The sequence below is a fragment of the Pseudomonas sp. PAMC25584 genome (genome assembly GCF_058135675.1).
In genome coordinates this window covers 701142-719907 of record NZ_CM176870.1, presented here as the reverse complement: position 1 = coordinate 719907, position 18766 = coordinate 701142, and the positions used below count along the sequence as shown (strand labels likewise).

Below are 18766 nucleotides of genomic sequence, written 5' to 3'. Positions count from 1 at the left end.
GTTCCATGTCTGACCGTTATATTGACTTCGCCAACTCAAGCCTCGGCCATCGCCTGGTCGCCGCCATTGGCCTGCCGTCACCGGTACGCCTGGAACGCTGGCAAGCCGGGCGCCTGCGCCCGGTCGATGGCGCACTGCTGCTCGGCGGCGGCGCGCTGGCGGCCAAGGTGCTGGCGTTTGCGCACAAACTCACCGAGGCCATTTATAGCTACGGCGCCGGGGCACTGGAAGCACCGGCCTGGATTCCCGGGCACGGCCCCAAACTCAAGGCGCTGGTGTTCGACGCCAGCGACTTGCAACACACCGACCAACTCAAGCAACTGCGTGAGTTCTTTCAGCCACTGCTGAAAAATCTCGATCACAGCGCGCACCTGGTGATCCTCGGCCGCGCCCCGGAAAGTCTCAGCGACCCGTTCGCCGCCAGCGCCCAGCGCGCCCTCGAAGGGTTCAGTCGCTCCCTGGCCAAGGAACTGCGCAACGGTGGCGTGTTGCAATTGCTGTCGGTCGGCCAAGGTGCCGAGGACCAGTTGGAAGGGGCGCTACGGTTTTTCCTCTCGCCCAAAAGTGCCTATATCTCGGGTCAGGTGATTCGTCTGGAAGCCTGCACCACCCCCGTCGAAGACTGGACGCGCCCGCTTGCCGGGCGCAAAGCGCTGGTCACCGGCGCGGCGCGGGGCATTGGCGCCGCCATCGCCGAAACCCTCGCCCGTGACGGCGCCGAGGTCATTCTGCTGGATGTGCCCCAAGCCAAGGCCGACCTCGAAGCCCTGGCCGCGCGCCTGGGAGGGCGCACCGTCGTGCTGGATATCTGCGCCGAAGACGCCGCCCGCCAGTTGATCGAACAACTACCCGATGGCCTCGACATTCTGGTCCATAACGCCGGCATCACCCGCGACAAAACCCTGGCCAACATGACCCCGGAATACTGGGACGCCGTGCTGGCGGTCAACCTCAACGCGCCACAAGTGCTGACCAAGGCCCTGCTCGACAGCGGCACCCTGCACGACAACGCGCGCGTGGTGCTGCTGGCCTCCATCAGCGGGATTGCCGGCAACCGCGGGCAAACCAACTATGCCGCGAGCAAGGCCGGGCTGATCGGGCTGGCCCAGGCCTGGGCACCACGGTTGAAGGCGCGGGGGATCAGCATCAACGCCGTAGCCCCCGGTTTTATCGAAACCCAGATGACCGCGCATATCCCGTTCGCGCTGCGTGAGGCCGGGCGCCGCATGAGCTCGCTGGGCCAGGGCGGCTTGCCGCAGGATGTCGCCGAAGCGGTGGCCTGGCTCGGTCAACCGGGCTCCGGCGCGGTCAGCGGCCAAGCGCTGCGGGTGTGTGGGCAAAGTGTGCTGGGAGCGTAAGCATGGAATGGAAAACCCTCGACCGCCCACCGATGCTTGCGCCGTTGTACTGGCACGCGGTGCTCAAGCGCAAAATCACCGGCAGCCACTTGCCCGAGCAGGGGTTTCGCTGCCGCGTGAGCGTCAACCCACAGCATGTGGCGGCGTATCGCAAGGTGTGCGGCTTTGCCGACAGCCCGATGCTGCCGGTAACTTATCCACACATCCTGGCATTCGGCCTGCAGTTGCAACTACTGACGGCCCCATCGTTTCCGTTCCCGCTGTTGGGGCTGGTCCACCTCAGCAATCGCATCCGTGTTCACCGGCCCTTGGGTGCGGTGAGTGACCTGACCATCGCCGTACACGCAGAAAACCTCCAGCCCCACGCCAAGGGCGCGACGTTTGAGGTGGTGACCACCGTCGAAGATGCCCTCGGCCTGCTGTGGGAAGCGCAGAGCCGCATGCTCTGCCGTGGCGTGAAGCTCGACGGCGCGGCGGCGGACGACGCCTTGCCCACGCCCTCCCAGCTCAGCGAATTGACCCACTGGAAAGCCCCCGCCGATATCGGCCGTCACTACGCCTGGGTGTCCGGCGATTACAACCCGATCCATTTAAGCGCCCTGACTGCCAAATTATTCGGTTTCCCCCAAGCCATTGCCCACGGCCTGTGGAACAAGGCGCGGACCCTCGCCGCCCTGGGTGAGCACCTGCCCGTGGCGAATATCGACATAGACGTCGAGTTCAAGAAACCGGTACGCCTGCCCAGCGCGGTCGCCCTGCACGCCAGCGGCGCTGGTTCCAGTGGCGAGTTGTGGTTAAAAGGCTCGGGGGATATTGAACACATGGTGGGTAGATGGCGGCCGATTGGCTGAAACCGGCCGGTGATCTCGCTCGGGCAACGCAGTTTCAGTGCGGTGGATAGCTGGAAAGGATTCGGCTGACCGTCTTGCGGATGGCGTTGCTACGATCCTGCGGGTCGGGCGAGTTGACCATGATTTGCTCGTCGCTACCGCGCCAGACGAGTTTGCCGTCCTTGCCGTCGAGCAGGTCGATCTGGAGGGTCGCCACCTTGTAGCTGATGCTGCGCGTTTCGTTGTACATCGGCGCGCCCCAGTAGCCATTCCACGGCCCGCCCCAGGCGCCACCGTAGTTGGTGCTGACTTGTTGCTGGCGGTCTTCGACGATCAGGTAGGCCTGTGCAGTCAGGTCCGCCCTGGTGCCCACCGATGCGGGGCGCAGGCCGCGTTGGTCGAGTTGTTCGCCGACGGCCTGGCGGATACGTTGCTCGGTGAGGTCGCTCTTGATCCGCGGATCATCGGGACGGTATTGCACAGCCGGGTCTTTCCACGCCCAACTGCGGTAGGCACCGAAGTCTCGGCTGGCATCGAAGTCGTGGTTGACCTGGCTGGTCTGGCAACCGCCCAACAGCGCGACAAAAGCGAGCGTTGCGATACGTCGAAACATGGTGGTTCTCCAACGAGCGATCCGGGCATTAAATGAGAATAGCTGTTAACTGGGAGGATACGCCGTCATTGCCTTTTGCACCGCCTGGCGCAACGCATCCGCCCGCTCACTGAGGCTGCCCTGGCTGCCGGTTTCAGCACTGGCACTCCACACCGGCTGACCGCTGCGCGCATCGAACAGATTGACCCGCACGACGACGACCTGAACTTCATAGGTGCGCACGATCGGCGCCGAGTTGTACATGCCGTAGCCGTTGCCATAACGATTGTAGCCGCCGTACCCATAGCCGTAGTCATCCTGGACCTGCTTGAGGCGCTTCTCCAGATGCACGTCGGCGCTCACCAGCAGGTCGGGCGCGCGGTTGTCGTGCAGGGGGCGCAAGCCACGCTGGTCGAGGGCGCCGCTGACCGCTTCGGCCACTTGCGCCGAGTCCGCCCAGGCCGTGCCCGCCGGCAACTGGCCGTTGCGCCAGGCCCAAATGCGATAGGCCCCATAGTCACGCACCGGCGCGGGATACGCGCTGGCATCAAAGGTCTGGGCCGCCTGGGCCGGCGCCGGCGGGATCGGCGCCGAGGCGGCCACGTAAGGATTGGGGCTGGAGCAGGCGCCCAGCCCCAGGGACAACAGGATTAACCCGATACGACGCATTTCGACCTCCACTGACTGGGCCGCTTAAACCGGACGGCAGATCCAGTGCAAATACCGCCCAAGCCCGGCAAAACTTGGGTGACGACGATGAGCGAGCTCCATCTCCAACACCTCCTTCAAATCCACGCGGGCCTGGAATTCCACCGGCATATAGTCATGGAACACCCGCACGCCGCTGTGGCTTTCGACCTGCCAAAGCCCATCGAGTTGCGCCGCCAACTCTCGCGGGTCGAGCGGCTGTTGCGGAGTCAGGCTTTGCTTTTCGCCGGCCATGTCGTTCTTGCGCATTTTGCGGAAGTGGCCTTTGAGCAGGTTGCGGTAAATCAGTGCATCGCGGTTGTAGAACGCCAGCGACAACCAGCCACCGGGCACCGTCAACTGGTGCAGCACGGGCAGGATCGCGTGGGGTTCGGCCAGCCATTCGAGAACGGCGTGACACAGCACCACATCGTAGGGCTCGGTGAGTTGGCCGAGCAGGTCTTGCCAGGGCGCGTGGATAAAGGTCGCGGTCTGCCCGGCCTCGGCGAAGCGTTGGCGCGCACCGCTAAGCATCGGCTCGGCGGGTTCGGCCAGGGTCACCTGATGCCCACGCTCGGCCAGCCACAGCGACATATGCCCCAGGCCCGCGCCGATATCCAGCACGCGCAGCGGCCGCTGTGGCAAGGCTTCGGTGAGGTCGGCCTGCAACACTGCCAGGCGAATTGCGCCTTTGGCACCGCCGTAGATTTTCTCGGCAAAGCGCGTGGCCAGTTGGTCGAAGTGACGATCACTCATGGGCAAACCGCCGTTCGCTGTCGGCCAGCTTGGCGCGCACCACCTCGTTCATGTCCAGGCCCAACTCGCTGCACAGCAACAGCAGGTACAGCACGATATCGCCGACTTCCTGGCCAGCGTGGGCGAGTGTGTCGGCGGACAACTGGCGCGACTGGTCTTCGGTGAGCCATTGGAAGATTTCGACCAACTCGGCCATTTCCACACTGGCGGCCATGGCCAGGTTTTTCGGGCTATGGAATTGTTTCCAGTTGTTAGTATCGCGGATGCGATGCAGGCGTTCGGTGAGGTGTTCGAGGTTCATGGGGGGCTCCTGAAGGCGTATAGCTTCGGGGGGATCAGGGATGAAGGCAAGTGAATCCGGGTGATGGACTTTAGGGCGCTATCGCAGGCAAGCCTGCTCCCACATTTGAATGGATTCACACATCAGAATGTGGGGGCTGGCTTGGCAGTGATGGGGTTTAGTCGACGACGCTGAATTCGATTCGGGCGGTTTGGCCGGCTTCATCGAGAACGCTGAGCTGGTAGCGGCCCAATTGCTCGAAACTGGCGCTGATGCTGTCCTGGTTGGCGCTGTCGCCCAACGGCGCGCCGTTGAGGAACCACCAGCGCCGGCCACTGCCGCCCAGGGCGGAGAGGTTGAGGCGCAGCGTCTGTTGGCTGGCGGCGGGCAGGCGCAGTTGATCGCCCTCGCGCACGCCGACGATCGACAACGGCGACGACGCGGCCAGTGCCGGCGGCGGGCAATCGGGGTCAGCGGCCGGCAGGCGCGCATCACGACGCTCAGCCCTGGGCAACCAGGGCTCCAACGGCGCGGGCCACAGGGCGATGTTTTTCAACACGGCGCCGGGGCAATGGGCGTCCACCCTCAAGCCCTTGCTGCTGACCCAGACGCTTTCCATCAAGCCCACACTCAACGGCTGATCCAGTGCCTGCAAGGTCGGCGGCGTGGTGTTGTCCAGCGTCCAGGCGAAGCGCTGGCGGCGACAATTGGGATCGCTGCGGCTCATGGGCTGGCCCAGCGGCCAACAGATCGCCGCCACACCGACATTCGTCGGCACCGGTTTGACCGGCGCGCTGATGCCGCGCTGACTGTCGCGGTTGGTCAACACGTCATGCACCTGCAACATCAACGGCGCGGCCGAGGCCAGGCCAAACTGCCCCGGTACCGGCGTGCCATCGGGGCGACCAATCCACACACCGATCAAATAGCGCGGCCCCACGCCGATCGCCCAGGCATCCCGGAAACCGTAGCTGGTGCCGGTTTTCCAGGCCAGCGCCGGGCGCTGCACCAGTTCGGCACGCGGGTCGCGGTCGGGCCGCGCCTGACCGCTGAGGATACGCCGCACAATCCAGGCGGACCCTGGCGACAGTAATGGCCGCTCTTTAAGCGTATCGTCCGGCTGTAATCGAATCGTGGCGCTCCTGCCGTCACGGGCGAAGGCGCTGTAGCCGCTCACCAGATCTTCCAGGCGACTGCCCGCGCCGCCCAGGATCAACGCCAGGTTCGGCTCGGCCAACGCCGGCAACGCCAACGGCACCCCGCCGATACGCATCTGCGCGGCAAAGCGCTTCGGCCCGTAGGCTTCCAGCAACTGCACCGCCGGCAGGTTGAGCGAACTGGACAACGCCGTGCTCGCCGGCACCGCGCCACTAAATCCCAGGGAGAAGTTACCCGGCCGGTAATCGCCATAACGCCTGGGCACATCCTGCAACAGCGATTCGGAGTGAATCAGCCCTTCGTCCAGGGCCATGCCATACAGGAAGGGCTTGAGGGTCGAGCCCGGCGAACGCAACGCGCTGATCATGTCCACATGGCCGAAGCGCTTGGCGTCATTGATATCCACCGAGCCTAAGTAGGCGCGCACGGCCATGCTGTCTTCCTCCACCACCAGGATCGCCGCCGAGGTGTATTCCGGCAAACGCGCGCGCCAGCCCAGCAGCAGGTCTTCGAGGCGGCGCTGCAGGGTGGCGTCCAGGGTGGTGCGGATCAGCGGCGGGCTGTCGGCGCGGTTCAGGCGACGGGCAAGCAAGGGCGCCAGGCTGGGCTCCAGGCGCGGCGCGAGCAGCAAGGGTTCTTCCAGGGCCTCGGCTACCGCCGATGGCGGCCATACCTGGAACTCGCCGAGGCGGCGCAGCACCTTGTCCCGGGCTTCCTGGGCGCGCTGGGGGTGGCGGTCGGGGCGCAGGCGGCTTGGCGCCTGGGGCAACACGGCGAGCAAGGCGGCTTCGGCATGGGTCAGTTGCGCCGGCGACTTGCCCAGATAGGCCCAACTGGCCGCCGCCACCCCTTGCAACGTGCCGCCAAACGGCGCGCGGTTCAGGTACAGATTGAGAATCTCGGCCTTGGACAAGTGCCATTCCAACTGCGCGGTGCGCCACAGTTGGCGCAGCTTGCCGTGGAACGTGCGCGAATGGGGATCGAGCAAACGGGCGACCTGCATCGACAAGGTACTGCCACCCGACACCACCCGCGCGCCGGTCAGGTTCTGCCACGTCGCCCGCGCCAACGCCAACGGATTCACGCCGGGGTGCTGGTAGAACCAACGGTCCTCGTAGGTGAGCAGCGCATCGAGGTAATACGGCGACACTTCACCGGTTTGCACCGGGTAACGCCACACGCCATTGGCATCGGCAAATCGCCACAACGGCGTGCCATCCTCGGCCAGCACCACCCGCGCCAAATCATCCTTAGGCAACGGCAACGGCCAGATGCGGTCGGCCGCCCACAACAGCGCAATCACCAGGAGCAGGCTCGCCAGGGTCCAGCGAGCAACTAAACGCAAATTCAAACGGGCAAACCTCTATGCTTGCAGGGAACTAGCCGGCGTTATCAACAACCAAAGGCACAGACACGCCCACCTTCTCATCAGGACACGCACATGCAGGTAGAAAGCTTTTTCGAATGGTTGGGCCAGGCGCTCGGCTCCGTCATCCGTTTTATCGTCGACGGCCTCAGCGGCATCTTCGGTGCCTTGACCCACGCCGGTGGCAACTTTATCGATGGCCTGTCGCGCACCTTGGGCATGGACACGTCCATCATCAGCATCATTACCCTGATCCTCGGCCTGATGCTGCTGTACTCGGCCGTTCGCGCCTTCATGCGCGCATCGATCATCATGGGCATCATCTGGCTGATGCTCGGCCTATGGCTGCTCAGTTGGGTCGTCCACTAACCCCCCCCCAAAAAACACCACAAATCCCTGTGGGAGGGGGCTTGCCCCCGATAGCGGTGGGTCAGTCAGTAGATTTGATACTGATACACCGCAATCGGGGGCTTGCCCCCTCCCACATTTAGCCCCCATTCCCAGATTTAGCCTCCACTGCACATTTAGCCTCCCTCCCAGACTTAGCCACCCTCCCACATCGCGCCATCACCGCCCCTTGATCACCAAATCCACCGGAGTCTCCCCCACCGCCTGCCAGTTCGGCCGATACATCGACTCCACCTGCGGCGGCGGCACCCGATACGTCCCCGGCGTCACCGCCCGCGCCAGATACAACAAGTGCGTGGTGCCATAGCCATCCAGGTTCATCGCCGCCACATAGCGGTCATCACGAAACTCCTGATGCTTGAGTGACGCGTTCTGCATCGACTCGCGCCATTCCTTCACCTGGCTGCTGGCGTTTTCCAGGCTTGCGGCGCTTTGCGCCAGGTTCTGGTTTTCCAACTCCAGGCCCGCCGGCAACAGGTCCACCACCAGGGCGTCCGGCACGCGCTGCTTGGCGCTCACCGCCAGATGCACCAGCACCAGATCGCCGCTGTTGAGGCTACGCAGGTTCAGCGGCTGGCCGTTCATGCCCAGGTATTCGCGGCGGATGCTCAGGTTGTCGCCGCCGGCAACCGGTGGCACCTGTGGATAACCCGAGATCGTCAACTGCTGGTACACCGGCGTCTCGCCCTGATTGCTCAGGCTCAGGTCGCTGGACAGCAGCGCGCCGGCCAACGCCAACGTCGACTGTTGATTATTCAATTCGCGCACGCCGCCACTGCCGGTGAGCGACACCTGCCAATTCGACTCAGGCTGGGCGAACCCGAGGCGCCCGGCGAGGAACAGCGAATTACGTTCCTGGGTCGACAAGTACGGGCTGGCCGCCAATTGATCCGACAGCGTAAACAAACGCTCTTCACGCTTGCCCTTGGCCAGGTCATTTTCTTCGAGCAGCGCCAGGATCATCGCCTGGTCCCGCAGCGGGCTGCCATAGTCGGCCAGCCATTCCTTGGCATTGCGTTGCGCCGCCAACCCTGCGAGCAAGGCTTGATCGGCGCGCGGCTGGTCGCCCATCTTCTGCAGGGCGATGGCCAGTTGCACCAACGGCAACCCGGAACGCGCATCGCTGCGCCGCTCGAACAGACTGCGCAACGCGCCCAACGGCGCCTGCTGACTGCGCGCCAGTACCAGGCCGGCGTAGGCCTGCACGGCAAAGCGGGTGTGCTCGGCGTTGTCGCTGTAGTCGACTTCGATCAGGTTGCGCTCCTGCACATAACGCAGCAGGCGCTCACTGGCTTTTTTCAAGGCGTCCGGCGGCACGGCAAAGCCCTGGTCGCGGGCGCGCAGCAGGAAGTCGGTGACGTAGGCGGTCAGCCAGTATTCCTCTTCGCCATCGGCGCCCCACAAGCCAAAGCTGCCGTTGTAGCGCTGCATGCCCAGCAGGCGTTCGATGCCCAGCTCGATCTTGCGTTTGCGCTCGGCGTCCGGCTCGCCCTTGACGCCCAGGCGCTTGAGCAAGGCATCGTCGGCATACAGCGACGGGTACAGGCCACTGGCGGTCTGCTCCAGGCAACCGTAGGGGTAAGCCTTGAGCGCAGTGATTTGCGCGCCGAGGTTCAACGGCGGCCGGCTCGACAGGCTCAGCAACGCCTCGCGCCCCGAGCTGTCGAACTGATCGAGCGCGCCCGCCGGTAGGCTCCACGGCTGCTCCTTGAGCACCGCGCGATACTGCTTGAGCAAGGCCGGGTAGGCCGGGCGCACGCCCAGGGTCCATTCGCGGCTGAACGGCGGCAGGTTTTCACCGGGCAGGTCCAGGCCGTTCACCGTGACCTTGAACTTGCCTTGCCCCAGGCCGCCCCAGGCTTTCACCGGGATGCGCAGCGTGGTGCGCTGGCCTTGTTTGAGTTCAACCGATTGCGCGCCACCGTTGACCAGCTCCAACTGCCCTTCGGCACTCAGTTGCACATCGAGCTTTTGCGCCTTGCCCGACAGGTTGGACAGGTCCAGCGCCAAGGTGGTCTGGTCGCCACCCGCAAGGAAGCGCGGCGCAGACAATTCGGCAATCAGCGGTGCGGCGATCACGGTTTTGGCTTCAGCCATGCCGTAGCGATCATCACTCCAGGCCTGGGCCATCAGGCGCAGCTCACCGTTGAAATCCGGGATATTGACGCTGATTTCGCCCTCGCCCTGCTCGTTCAACGTCACCGGCGCGCTTTGCAGGGCGACGATGGTCACGCTGGTGTCCGGGCGTTTGCCGCCTTTGGCCAACGCAGCGTCACCACCGAAGGCCAGGCTCGCCAGGCGCCCCTGGCCGGCCTCGATCAGTTGGCCATAGATGTCGAACTGGTCCACGCCATACGCCTTGCGGCCGAACAAGCTGGAATACGGATCGGGCGTCGGGTATTCGGTGATATTGAGGATGCCCACGTCCACCGCCGCCACCAGCACATGCACCTGTTTGGGCACGCTGCCATCGGCATTTTTTGCGGCGACTTTCACCGTCAGCGCTTGTTTGGGGCGCATTTTTTCCGGGGCGGTGAGGGTCAGCGCAAGTTTGCGCTGGGTGCGATCCAACGGCAGGTGCAGCAGGCCCACCGCCCGTTTGGGGGTGATGTTGGCTTTGCGCTCGCCGGGGCGAATCACCAGGGCGCTGACGTAGAGATCATGACGCGCCCATTTCGGGTCGAGCTTCACGGCGAAACGTTTGCCCTCGGCTGGCACGTCGATTTCCTGCCACCACAGCGGCCCCTCGGCAGACTCCACCAGCAGGTAGCCTTTACCGGCCGCCGGCGGCGTCACGGTGACGTTGGCGGTATCGCCGTCGCCATAGGCGGGCTTGTCCAGCGCCAGCTTGACCTGATCGGGCCGCACGGCGCCGCCTTCGGTGTTGTCCTGGGCCTGGTAACCGGCCCAGAAGCGCAGGCTGCTGACCAGCCCGGTCTGCGGGTCTTCGACCTCGACGCGGTACGGGCCCCACTCCACCTGGAAGCTGACCTTGGCGGTGTCGCCGGCCTTGATGTTCAGGGTCTGCTCGTCAAGGTTGAGGAATTTCTGGTTGTAGTGATAGCTCCAGCCGTCGCTCTCCGAGTAATTCCAGTAGTAGTCGCGGCGCTCGCGCACCAGGCGCACCTTGAGGTTTTTCGCGGCGAGTTTCTGCCCGGCCTGGTTGGCCAGCAGCACTTCAAATTCCGCCGGGCCGTCGCCGTTGGTTTCCTTGCCGTCAAACAGCCCGCGCAGACCCGGCAGTTGCTCGGCCGGCCAGATCGGCTGCACCAGGCGCCGGGTGATCGGGCGTCCGCCCGATTCGTGCAGGCTGGCTTGCACGATCAGTTGCAGCGGCGACTTGGCGTCGGCCCATTTGCTTTCCAGGCTCAGGGCTTCCTGGCCCTTGGCGTCGAGTACGCTTTCATCCAGTTCAAAATCCTGGCTCAGCTCTTCTTCGGTGACGGAGCCGAACTGGTAACCCGGCAGCGATTTCACCGCCTCGCGCAGCGGGCGCACATACACCTGCCCGCTGACCCGGTTGCCCGCCGCCGGCGCGCCGTAGAGGTAGCGGCCATTGACCTGGATGACCAGGTTCTCCGCCGGGCTCAATGCCGTGTCGCTGCCCTTGAGCTCCAGCGCCAGGCGCTCGGGCAGGAAGTCTTCGACAAGGAATTCATACAACTGTGGCTTGCCGTCGCCCAGGTCGAACACCAACTGCCAACGCCCGGTCGGCGCTTCGCCGGCCAGTTGCAGTTGATATTGATAGAGGCCGGACGCGTCGGCATCCCAGACGAATTTACGGCTAACCTGCTCATCCGGGCGACGCACTTCGACGCTCACCGGCTGCGGTTTAACTGCATTGCCGTCCTTGTCGCGCAACAAGGCGTTAAGCAGCACGGTTTCGCCAGGGCGATACAGATCGCGCGGGCCGAACACAAAGAATTGCAGCGGGTGCGACGGTTGCCCGCCGATATCGAACTCCGCCAGATCGAGGGCAGCACTGTCCAGGCGCAACAGGCTGGTCTGTTCGCCCTGCTTGGCCAGCAGCACCTGGGCCTTTTTCGGCAACGGCAGTTCGGCGTGACCGCCCTTCTCGGTCTTGCCCTGGCCCACCACCCGGCCCTCGGCGTCGAGCACTTCAAGGTCGACGCCATCCAGCGCCTTGCCGCCGTCCAACGCCTGAGTAAACACGTCCAGGCGATTGGCGTAGCGGTGAACCGACACGCCGATATCACTCAAGGTGAACAACGTGGCCGGTTGCGAATAGTTGTAGGTGCCCGACGCACGCATCACCGCCAGGTACACACCCGGCTGCTGCAATTGCTTGAGGCCGGCGATCGGCAGCAACAGGGTTTCACGGGTATTGCGCGCCGGGTTCAGGTCGAAACGGCCGCCGTAGACCAGATCGGCCAGCGGCAGCAGTTCGCGCGATTCATAGCTTTGCAGGCTGGTGTTGCGCCCCCACTGCGCGAGGAACGACGGCAGGGATTCGGCCTTGATCCGGAAGAACTCGACGTCGATCTTGTCGACATTCAGCGCAATCACCGGCAACCCCTCGGCCAGGCGCGTGGGCAACAGCGTGCCACGGCTGGCGAAGCCGACAGTGGCTTGCAGGTCGCGGGTTTCCAGGCGGGCGATGTACTCGGCGGGCAACAGGTTGTTATTCACCGCGCGCACGCCGGGGTCGACCGTCAGCACCAACTTGCGCTGCGGTTCCAGGTGGCGCAGGCGCAGCTCCATCAAGTTATCCGACAGCTCCCAGGCGCCGTCGACCTTGCCCGACTTGCTGTCCACCAGATGCAACTTGTCGGCGAATTTCTGCTCCGGGTCCAACGGGATGGAAAAACTCACCGACAACGTGCTGGCGCCGTCCAACTGCACCTCCGACACGTCCACCACACTCAGCTCACGCCCGGCATACCGCTGCTTCAACGCCGCCACATCCACCGCCGCCTTGGCTGCCTTCGGCGCTACGCTGCTCGCTGCTGGGGCGGGCGGGGCAGCCGGTTTATCGGAGGAATCGCAGGCGCTCAGCAGGGCCAGCGCACAAGCCAGGAACAGTCCTTTGTTAAGCATGAGGCACTCGTAGTCAGAGGAAACCGAGGGGTGAACTATATATCAGCGCCGGCCAAGCCGCTGTGGCGCCGGTCACATTGACCGACGGAGGGCGGTTTGGTTCTTCGCATCCCCCGACCCAAGCCAAATCCCACAAACACCGAAGATCAACATCACCGGAGATCAAAATCACTGGAGATCAAAATGTGGAATGAGGGGCTAAATGTGGAATGAGGGCTAAATGTGGGAGGGGGCTTGCCCCCGATTGCAGTGGGTCAGCTACAAATAAGCTGACTGACTCACCGCCATCGGGAGCAAGCCCCCTCCCACATTTAACCCCCCATTCCACATTGGTTCTGCGGCGTGCTGGGGGACGGTTACAATGCCACTCCCCCAAGGAGCCCAAATGACTTCACTGCTCAGCGACTGGCGCCACCGCCCAACCCACCGCCGCGTCTGGGCCCTGGCCGCGCCGATGATCCTGTCGAACATCTCGGTACCGCTGGTTGCCCTGGTCGACAGCATAGTCATCGGCCACCTGCCCCACGCCCACCAACTGGGCGCCGTCGCCGTCGGGGCCAGCCTGTATACCTTCCTCGCCTGGGCCATGGGGTTTCTGCGCATGGGCTCCACCGGCTTCGCCGCCCAAGCCGCCGGACGCAATGACGGCGCGGCGCTGCGGCAAATCCTGCTGCAAGGTCTGTTGCTCGCGCTGGGGCTGGCGATGTTGCTTGGCACGGTGGGCATCCCCCTGAGTCACCTGGCCCTGGAGTGGATGCAACCCTCCCCCGAACTGAACCAACTGACCCGCGAATTTTTCCACACCCGCCTGTTCGGCCTGCCCGCGGCCCTCGCCAGCTACGCCCTGGTCGGCTGGTTCCTCGGCACGCAAAACGCCCGCGCACCGCTGGCGATCCTGCTGACCACCAACCTGGTCAACATCGCCCTGAACCTGTGGTTTGTACTCGGCCTGGACTGGGGCGTGGTCGGTTCCGCGCGGGCGTCGGTGATCGCCGAATGGACCGGCGCCCTGCTCGGCCTGGCCCTCACGCAAAAAGCCCTGCGCGCCTACCCCGGGCATATCGCCTGGGCCGCTTTGCAACGGTGGCACAGCTGGCGCCCGCTGCTGGCGGTGAACCGCGACATCTTTATCCGCAGCCTGGCGTTGCAGTCGGTGTTTTTCATGATCACGGTACAAGGCGCCCGGTTGGGCGATGCCACGGTGGCGGCCAACGCGCTGCTGCTCAATGGCCTGTTGCTGACCGCCCATGCGCTGGACGGTTTGGCCCACGCCGTCGAAGCGCTGTGCGGCCACGCCATCGGCGCCCATGACCGCCACGCGTTGCGCCGCTCACTGGTCGTCGCCTGCGGTTGGTCGCTGATCGCCAGCGTCGGTTTTGCCTTGCTGTTCAGCTTCGCCGGCCATCTGTTTATCGCCATGCAGACCGATATCCCCAGCGTGCGCGAAACCGCCGACATCTACCTGCCTTACCTCGCGGTACTGCCGTTGATTGCGGTGTGGAGTTATCTGCTGGACGGGCTGTTTATCGGCGCCACCCGTGCGCGGGAAATGCGCAATGGCATGCTGCTGACAGTGCTGATTACGCTGCCGTTCGCCGGGGCGTTGCAGGGTTTGGGCAACCACGGGCTGTGGATAACCTTTCTGCTGTTCATGGCGGTGCGCAGTCTGACGCTCTGGGCGATTGCCTGGCGACTCAAGCGGCGGGGGCTTTGGTTGGGCGGGAATTGAAGGAAGGGCGGAATTGCCTACGATGGCGGGGTATCGGCAGTTAAATCACTGCCTCACACACCGCCATCGCGGGCAAGCCCGGCTCCCACATTGGAGCCGGGTCGCTGCACTTATGAGGACAGGTAAGACGAACGCGTCAGGCCCAGACGCAACGCATCGAGAAACTGCGTGCGCTCGCTGGCGCTGATCTTCGCGCTCGCGCACTTGTCCCGGTAATGCGTCATCAACTCTTCCGGCGACAAGTGAACATAACGCAGCATGTCTTCGATGGTGTCGTGGGTCTCGATCCCGGCGCTGTACACCGAACCGTCGGCACGCTGGTAGATGTTCACCGAGTCGGTGTCACCGAACAGGTTGTGCATGTCACCGAGGATTTCCTGGTACGCGCCGACCAGGAAGATACCCAGCAGGTAATCTTCGCCATCCTTCAACGCGTGTACCGGCAGGCTGGTCTCGATACTCTGCTCGTCGACGTATTGCTTGATCTTGCCGTCGGAGTCGCAGGTCAAGTCCTGCAATACCGCGCGGCGCATCGGCTCTTCGTCGAGACGGTGCAGCGGCAGGATCGGCAGTACCTGGCCGATGGCCCAGGTATCCGGCAGGCTCTGGAACACCGAGAAGTTGCAGATGTATTTATCCGCCAGCTTGTCGTTGAGTTCGTCGAGCACCTGGCGGTGCGAACGCTGGCGCGCCTTCAGCGAGTTATGCAGGCGGCGGCACACGGCGAAGTAGCATTGCTCGGCCAGGGCTTTTTCCGCCAGGGTCAGTTTGCCGTCGGCGTACTGAGTGGCCACGTCGCTCATGTAGTGAGTGGCGCGCCAGTAGGTTTCGGTGACCATCTCGATGTCGGTCGGGCCGAGCAGGTCTACCAGCCATTGCACGGTTTCCGGCAGGTTCTCCTTGTTCTCGATCTGCGGCATTTCGTCGTTGTGTTTCTCGACGTCGGTGACTTGCACCACCAGCATGGCGTGGTGGGCGGTCAGGGAACGGCCGCTCTCGGAGAAGATGTTCGGGTGCGGCAGGCTCTGCGCGTCGCAGAATTCCTTGAGCATGCCCACGACCACACCGGCGTAGTCGTCCATGTCGTAGTTGATCGAGCTGGCGTTACGCGAGTGGGTGCCGTCGTAGTCCACGCCCAGGCCGCCGCCGACGTCGATGTGATCCACCGGCAGGCCGAGGTTGCGCAGTTCGCCGTAGTAACGAATGGCTTCCTTGAACCCGTGCTGGTAGTCGGCCAGGTTGGCGATCTGCGAGCCCATGTGGAAGTGCAGCAGGCGGATGCCCTGGTCCAGGCTGGCGGCGCGGAAGCGCTCGACCACCGACAACAGTTGCGCCGCCGACAGCCCGAACTTGGACTTCTCGCCGCCGGTGTCAGCCCACTTGCTCGACGCCAGGGACGACAGGCGCACGCGCAGGCCGATCTGAGGCTTGACCTTGAGGTTGGCGGCTTCTTCGATCACCAGCCCAACTTCGGACTCTTTCTCGATCACGATGAACACGTTGTGACCCAGCTTCTGGCCCATCAGCGCCAGGCGGATGAATTCGCGGTCCTTGTAACCGTTACAGACGATGGTCCCGCCTTTCGGCGCCAGCGCCAGCACGGCCAGCAGTTCCGGCTTGGAGCCGGCTTCCAGGCCGATGGACACGTCCTGGGTGGCGATGATGTTTTCGATCACCGCTTCCTGCTGGTTCACCTTGATCGGGTACAGCGCGGTGTATTTGCTCTGGTATTCCAGGCGCTCGATGTTCGAGTCGAATGCGCCGGTCAACTGGCGCACGCGGTCTTGCAGGATGTCGGGAAAACGCACCAGCAACGGCAAGGACAAGCCGCTTTTGCGCAGCGCGTCGACTTGCTCGTACAGGTCGACCGGCGTGCTGTTCGGGCCGTTCGGACGAACTTCAACGCGACCGGCATCATTGATCGCGAAATACCCGGCCCCCCAATGGCGAATCCCGTAAACACTGCGGCTGTCCGCAACTGTCCATTGGCTGCCATCGTCTTTGCGTGTGCGTCGTACGGACATCGAAGTCCCCTATAAATGAAGTCGAAGGCGCCGCCCCTCGTTCGAGGCTGGCGCAGTCTAAAGAATGAAAATGACGATTTGCCTGTAAGCAAGGTCAGACCCCACTCGCAGGACAGAGTTTAGACACAGGCTGGGAAGAGGCTTTCAGCCACCGGACTTCTTGGCCTTGTACCCGAGCTTGATCAACTCGGCCAACAGCAACTCGACGTGATCGCCCTGGATCTCGATGACCCCGTCTTTCAACGCGCCACCGGTGCCACAGCGCTTTTTCAGCGTGGTAGCCAGTTCCTTCAAGGCGTCTTCGGCCAGCGGCGCGCCGGTGATGGTGGTCACCGTTTTGCCGCCACGGCCTTTGCTCTCGCGTCGCACGCGGGCAATGCCGTCGCCTTCGGGGATCAGGGTTTGTTTGCAGGTACAGGCGTCCACGGGCTGACGACAATCCGGGCAGTGTCGACCTGCGTCGGTGGAAAATACCAGGCCGCCGAGGGCGGCGAAGGATGCGGCTTTTTTGGCCACCGGCAATCCTCTTGTGAGGACAAAGACTGATCGGCACACGCTCAGGAGGTTGCCGACCGCGAAGCCCCACTCAGGCAGGGGCAGCGCTACCGACCCGCCAAGGCGGTTCGGGTGAAAAGTCGCGCAGTGTAACCACAAAAGGCCCACTTGCTAAGGGCCAAATGGCGCCAATTTATACAACTTTAGCGACGTGAGGCCAGATAGCGGCGCAAGCCCTCTTGCGCGTCCGGGCAGTAGGGCTTTTGTTCAGCTTCCTGTAGGACTATTTCAAGGGGTAAAAAGCGCGCTTCCATGACTTCTTCAGGCTGCAGGCTCAGCGCGCCATCCCATACGGCTGCGTAGGACTTGCACCAGAGCCGGCTGTCGCCGTCCTCGAAGTAGAAATGGTCGTGTTCAACCAGTTCCACCCCGCCTACGCCGAGTTCTTCTTCAAGCTCCCGGGCGGCCGAATCGGCATAACTCTCGCCGTCCGCCACCATCCCGCCCGCGGCCGTGTCCCAGAATCCGGGGTACAGGGCTTTGCTCAGGGTGCGGCGATGCACGCACAGTTCACCTGCCGAGTTGAACAGGAAGATAAAGGTGCAACGGCCGATCAGGCCGCGCTGGCGAAGGTCGGACCGGACCAGGGCGCCGAGCAGGTTGTCGTGCTCGTCGACCCAGCAGATCAGTTCCGCATCGGAGGCCGCGCGGTGCGCGGCCTCATTTTGAGTCACGTCCATCATTACCCTTGGTTAAGGAGTTGACGCAAGTCGATCACGGCCGCGTTGGCCCGGGAAATGTAGTTGGCCATCACCAATGAGTGGTTGGCCAGTATGCCAAAGCCGCTGCCGTTGAGGATCATCGGGCTCCAGACCGGCTCTTGCGAAGCCTCCAGCTCACGAATGATCTGGCGCACGCTGACCGTAGCGTTTTTCTTGGCCAGCACGTCGGCAAAGTCGACTTCGATAGCGCGCAACAAGTGGGACAAGGCCCAGGCCTGGCCACGGGCTTCGTAGAACACGTTGTCGATCTGCATCCATGGGGTTTCCACCACTTCTTCATCGAGCTGCGGCACTTGACCCGGCGCCAGCGCTTCGGTTTTCAGTGAGGTGTTCAGCTTGACCCGGCCGACACTCGCCGACAGACGTTGCGACAACGAACCCAGGCGCGTGGCGACATCGCCCAGCCAGTTGTTGAGGTTGTCGGCGCGCGCATAGAACAACGCGCCGCGCTGGTTCGGGTCGGACAGGCGCGCTTCATAGCGGCTCAGGGAGTTGATGCCTTCCTGGTACTCCGACTCGCTGGAAGGCAGCACCCAGCTCTTGTTGTCAAAGTTGAAACGCGGCTCAGCCTTGGCGAGGTCGGTGTCTTCCGCCGACTGCGACTGGGAGCGGGCGAAATCCTTACGCAAGGCACGGGTCAGGTCGCGCACCTGCACCAGCACGCCGTATTCCCAGCTCGGCATGTTGTCCATCCACAGGCCAGGCGGGAAACGGTCGTTGGAAATATAGCCACCGGGCTTGTTCAGCAAGGTGCCGGCCACGGTCTTGAGGGTTTCCACGGTGGTGTAACCCACCACCATCTGCTTGCCTTCCTTTTCGGCGGCAAGCTGGGCGTTCTGCTGGACCGGGAACAGCGCCGGCTCTTCGCTCCAGTACCAACCCAAAGCACCGGTAACCAACAGATACAAGCCAAGTACGCTGAGCACCGCTCGGCTCATCAGCATGCTACGCAAATAGCTGCGGTTGCCCGACTTGGGTTCAGGGGCGGGGCCTTTGGCACTGCCTGCACGGTTTTTCCAGTCCAGCATGGCGATATCCTTTCAATCACTTGAGTTCATGCACTTCAATCGACGGCGTGCGTTCAAACACTCCGACAGCAACCCTACCCCATCGTGCCCGTCAATGCGGGGCTTTTCATCGCACAGCCGTCATCCAATGGGCGTACCTGGGGGCATCCGACTATAAAGGATGCAGGTTTTTTTCGCTGTGCGACCAATGAGTCAGCAACTGAATGCCAGGGATA

14 protein-coding genes are annotated in these 18766 nt (G+C 63.5%); 4 read left to right on the top strand and 10 right to left on the bottom strand.

Features of this window, described 5'->3' with window-relative positions; translation table 11 throughout:
- Positions 1-5: 5 nt before the first annotated feature.
- Together ACS5Q8_RS03140 and ACS5Q8_RS03135 are read left to right on the top strand one after the other, a co-directional pair.
- Positions 6-1358 (top strand): 3-oxoacyl-ACP reductase, encoded by a 1353-nt coding sequence (locus ACS5Q8_RS03140; RefSeq protein ID WP_426100313.1) that lies wholly within the window; start codon positions 6-8, stop codon positions 1356-1358.
- 2 nt (positions 1359-1360) lie between these two features.
- On the top strand, positions 1361-2209 hold the full coding sequence (locus ACS5Q8_RS03135) for a MaoC family dehydratase (RefSeq protein WP_465159824.1): 849 nt from the start codon (positions 1361-1363) through the stop codon (positions 2207-2209).
- A gap of 34 nt (positions 2210-2243) precedes the next feature.
- Here the strand turns inward: ACS5Q8_RS03135 and ACS5Q8_RS03130 are convergent, their stop codons facing one another.
- The 5 genes from ACS5Q8_RS03130 to pbpC all read right to left on the bottom strand — a co-directional run bounded on the left by ACS5Q8_RS03130 (position 2244) and on the right by pbpC (position 7012).
- Positions 2244-2801: a DUF4136 domain-containing protein gene (locus ACS5Q8_RS03130; protein WP_465159823.1), complete on the bottom strand. Its 558-nt coding sequence runs from the start codon at positions 2799-2801 to the stop codon at positions 2244-2246.
- A 45-nt stretch (positions 2802-2846) separates the two neighbouring features.
- Complete coding sequence (locus ACS5Q8_RS03125; RefSeq protein ID WP_465159822.1) at positions 2847-3449, bottom strand: DUF4136 domain-containing protein; 603 nt, start codon at positions 3447-3449, stop codon at positions 2847-2849.
- Between the two features lie 24 nt (positions 3450-3473).
- Positions 3474-4223 (bottom strand): methyltransferase, encoded by a 750-nt coding sequence (locus ACS5Q8_RS03120; protein ID WP_276196332.1) that lies wholly within the window; start codon positions 4221-4223, stop codon positions 3474-3476.
- Positions 4216-4524: a MazG-like family protein gene (locus ACS5Q8_RS03115; RefSeq protein ID WP_276196331.1), complete on the bottom strand. Its 309-nt coding sequence runs from the start codon at positions 4522-4524 to the stop codon at positions 4216-4218. The genes ACS5Q8_RS03120 and ACS5Q8_RS03115 overlap by 8 nt, the downstream gene beginning before the upstream one ends.
- A 157-nt stretch (positions 4525-4681) precedes the next feature.
- Positions 4682-7012 (bottom strand): peptidoglycan glycosyltransferase PbpC, encoded by a 2331-nt coding sequence (gene pbpC / locus ACS5Q8_RS03110; RefSeq protein ID WP_465159821.1) that lies wholly within the window; start codon positions 7010-7012, stop codon positions 4682-4684.
- A 90-nt stretch (positions 7013-7102) separates the two neighbouring features.
- Here pbpC and ACS5Q8_RS03105 point away from each other — a divergent pair, with 90 nt between their 5' ends.
- Positions 7103-7396, top strand: coding sequence for a hypothetical protein (locus tag ACS5Q8_RS03105; protein WP_017849656.1), 294 nt, complete (start codon positions 7103-7105; stop codon positions 7394-7396).
- Between the two features lie 198 nt (positions 7397-7594).
- On the opposite strand, the gene ACS5Q8_RS03100 is transcribed toward ACS5Q8_RS03105, so the two are convergent.
- Positions 7595-12493: an alpha-2-macroglobulin family protein gene (locus ACS5Q8_RS03100; protein ID WP_465159820.1), complete on the bottom strand. Its 4899-nt coding sequence runs from the start codon at positions 12491-12493 to the stop codon at positions 7595-7597.
- Between the two features lie 385 nt (positions 12494-12878).
- Between ACS5Q8_RS03100 and ACS5Q8_RS03095 the strand changes: the two genes are divergently transcribed.
- The gene (locus tag ACS5Q8_RS03095) at positions 12879-14222 is read left to right on the top strand and encodes an MATE family efflux transporter (protein ID WP_276196328.1); all 1344 of its coding nucleotides are present in this window, start codon (positions 12879-12881) and stop codon (positions 14220-14222) included.
- Positions 14223-14332: 110 nt separating this feature from the next.
- Here ACS5Q8_RS03095 and speA read toward each other — a convergent pair whose 3' ends face one another.
- The 4 genes from speA to ACS5Q8_RS03075 all read right to left on the bottom strand — a co-directional run bounded on the left by speA (position 14333) and on the right by ACS5Q8_RS03075 (position 18467).
- Positions 14333-16246, bottom strand: coding sequence for an arginine decarboxylase (gene speA / locus ACS5Q8_RS03090; protein WP_276196327.1), 1914 nt, complete (start codon positions 16244-16246; stop codon positions 14333-14335).
- A gap of 144 nt (positions 16247-16390) precedes the next feature.
- Complete coding sequence (locus ACS5Q8_RS03085) at positions 16391-16762, bottom strand: translation initiation factor Sui1 (protein ID WP_247400115.1); 372 nt, start codon at positions 16760-16762, stop codon at positions 16391-16393.
- A 182-nt stretch (positions 16763-16944) separates the two neighbouring features.
- A complete protein-coding gene (locus tag ACS5Q8_RS03080) occupies positions 16945-17481 on the bottom strand; it encodes an NUDIX hydrolase (protein WP_465159819.1) in 537 nt (178 codons plus the stop codon).
- A 2-nt stretch (positions 17482-17483) separates the two neighbouring features.
- A complete protein-coding gene (locus tag ACS5Q8_RS03075; RefSeq protein ID WP_443693597.1) occupies positions 17484-18467 on the bottom strand; it encodes a DUF2333 family protein in 984 nt (327 codons plus the stop codon).
- Positions 18468-18766: the final 299 nt, after the last annotated feature.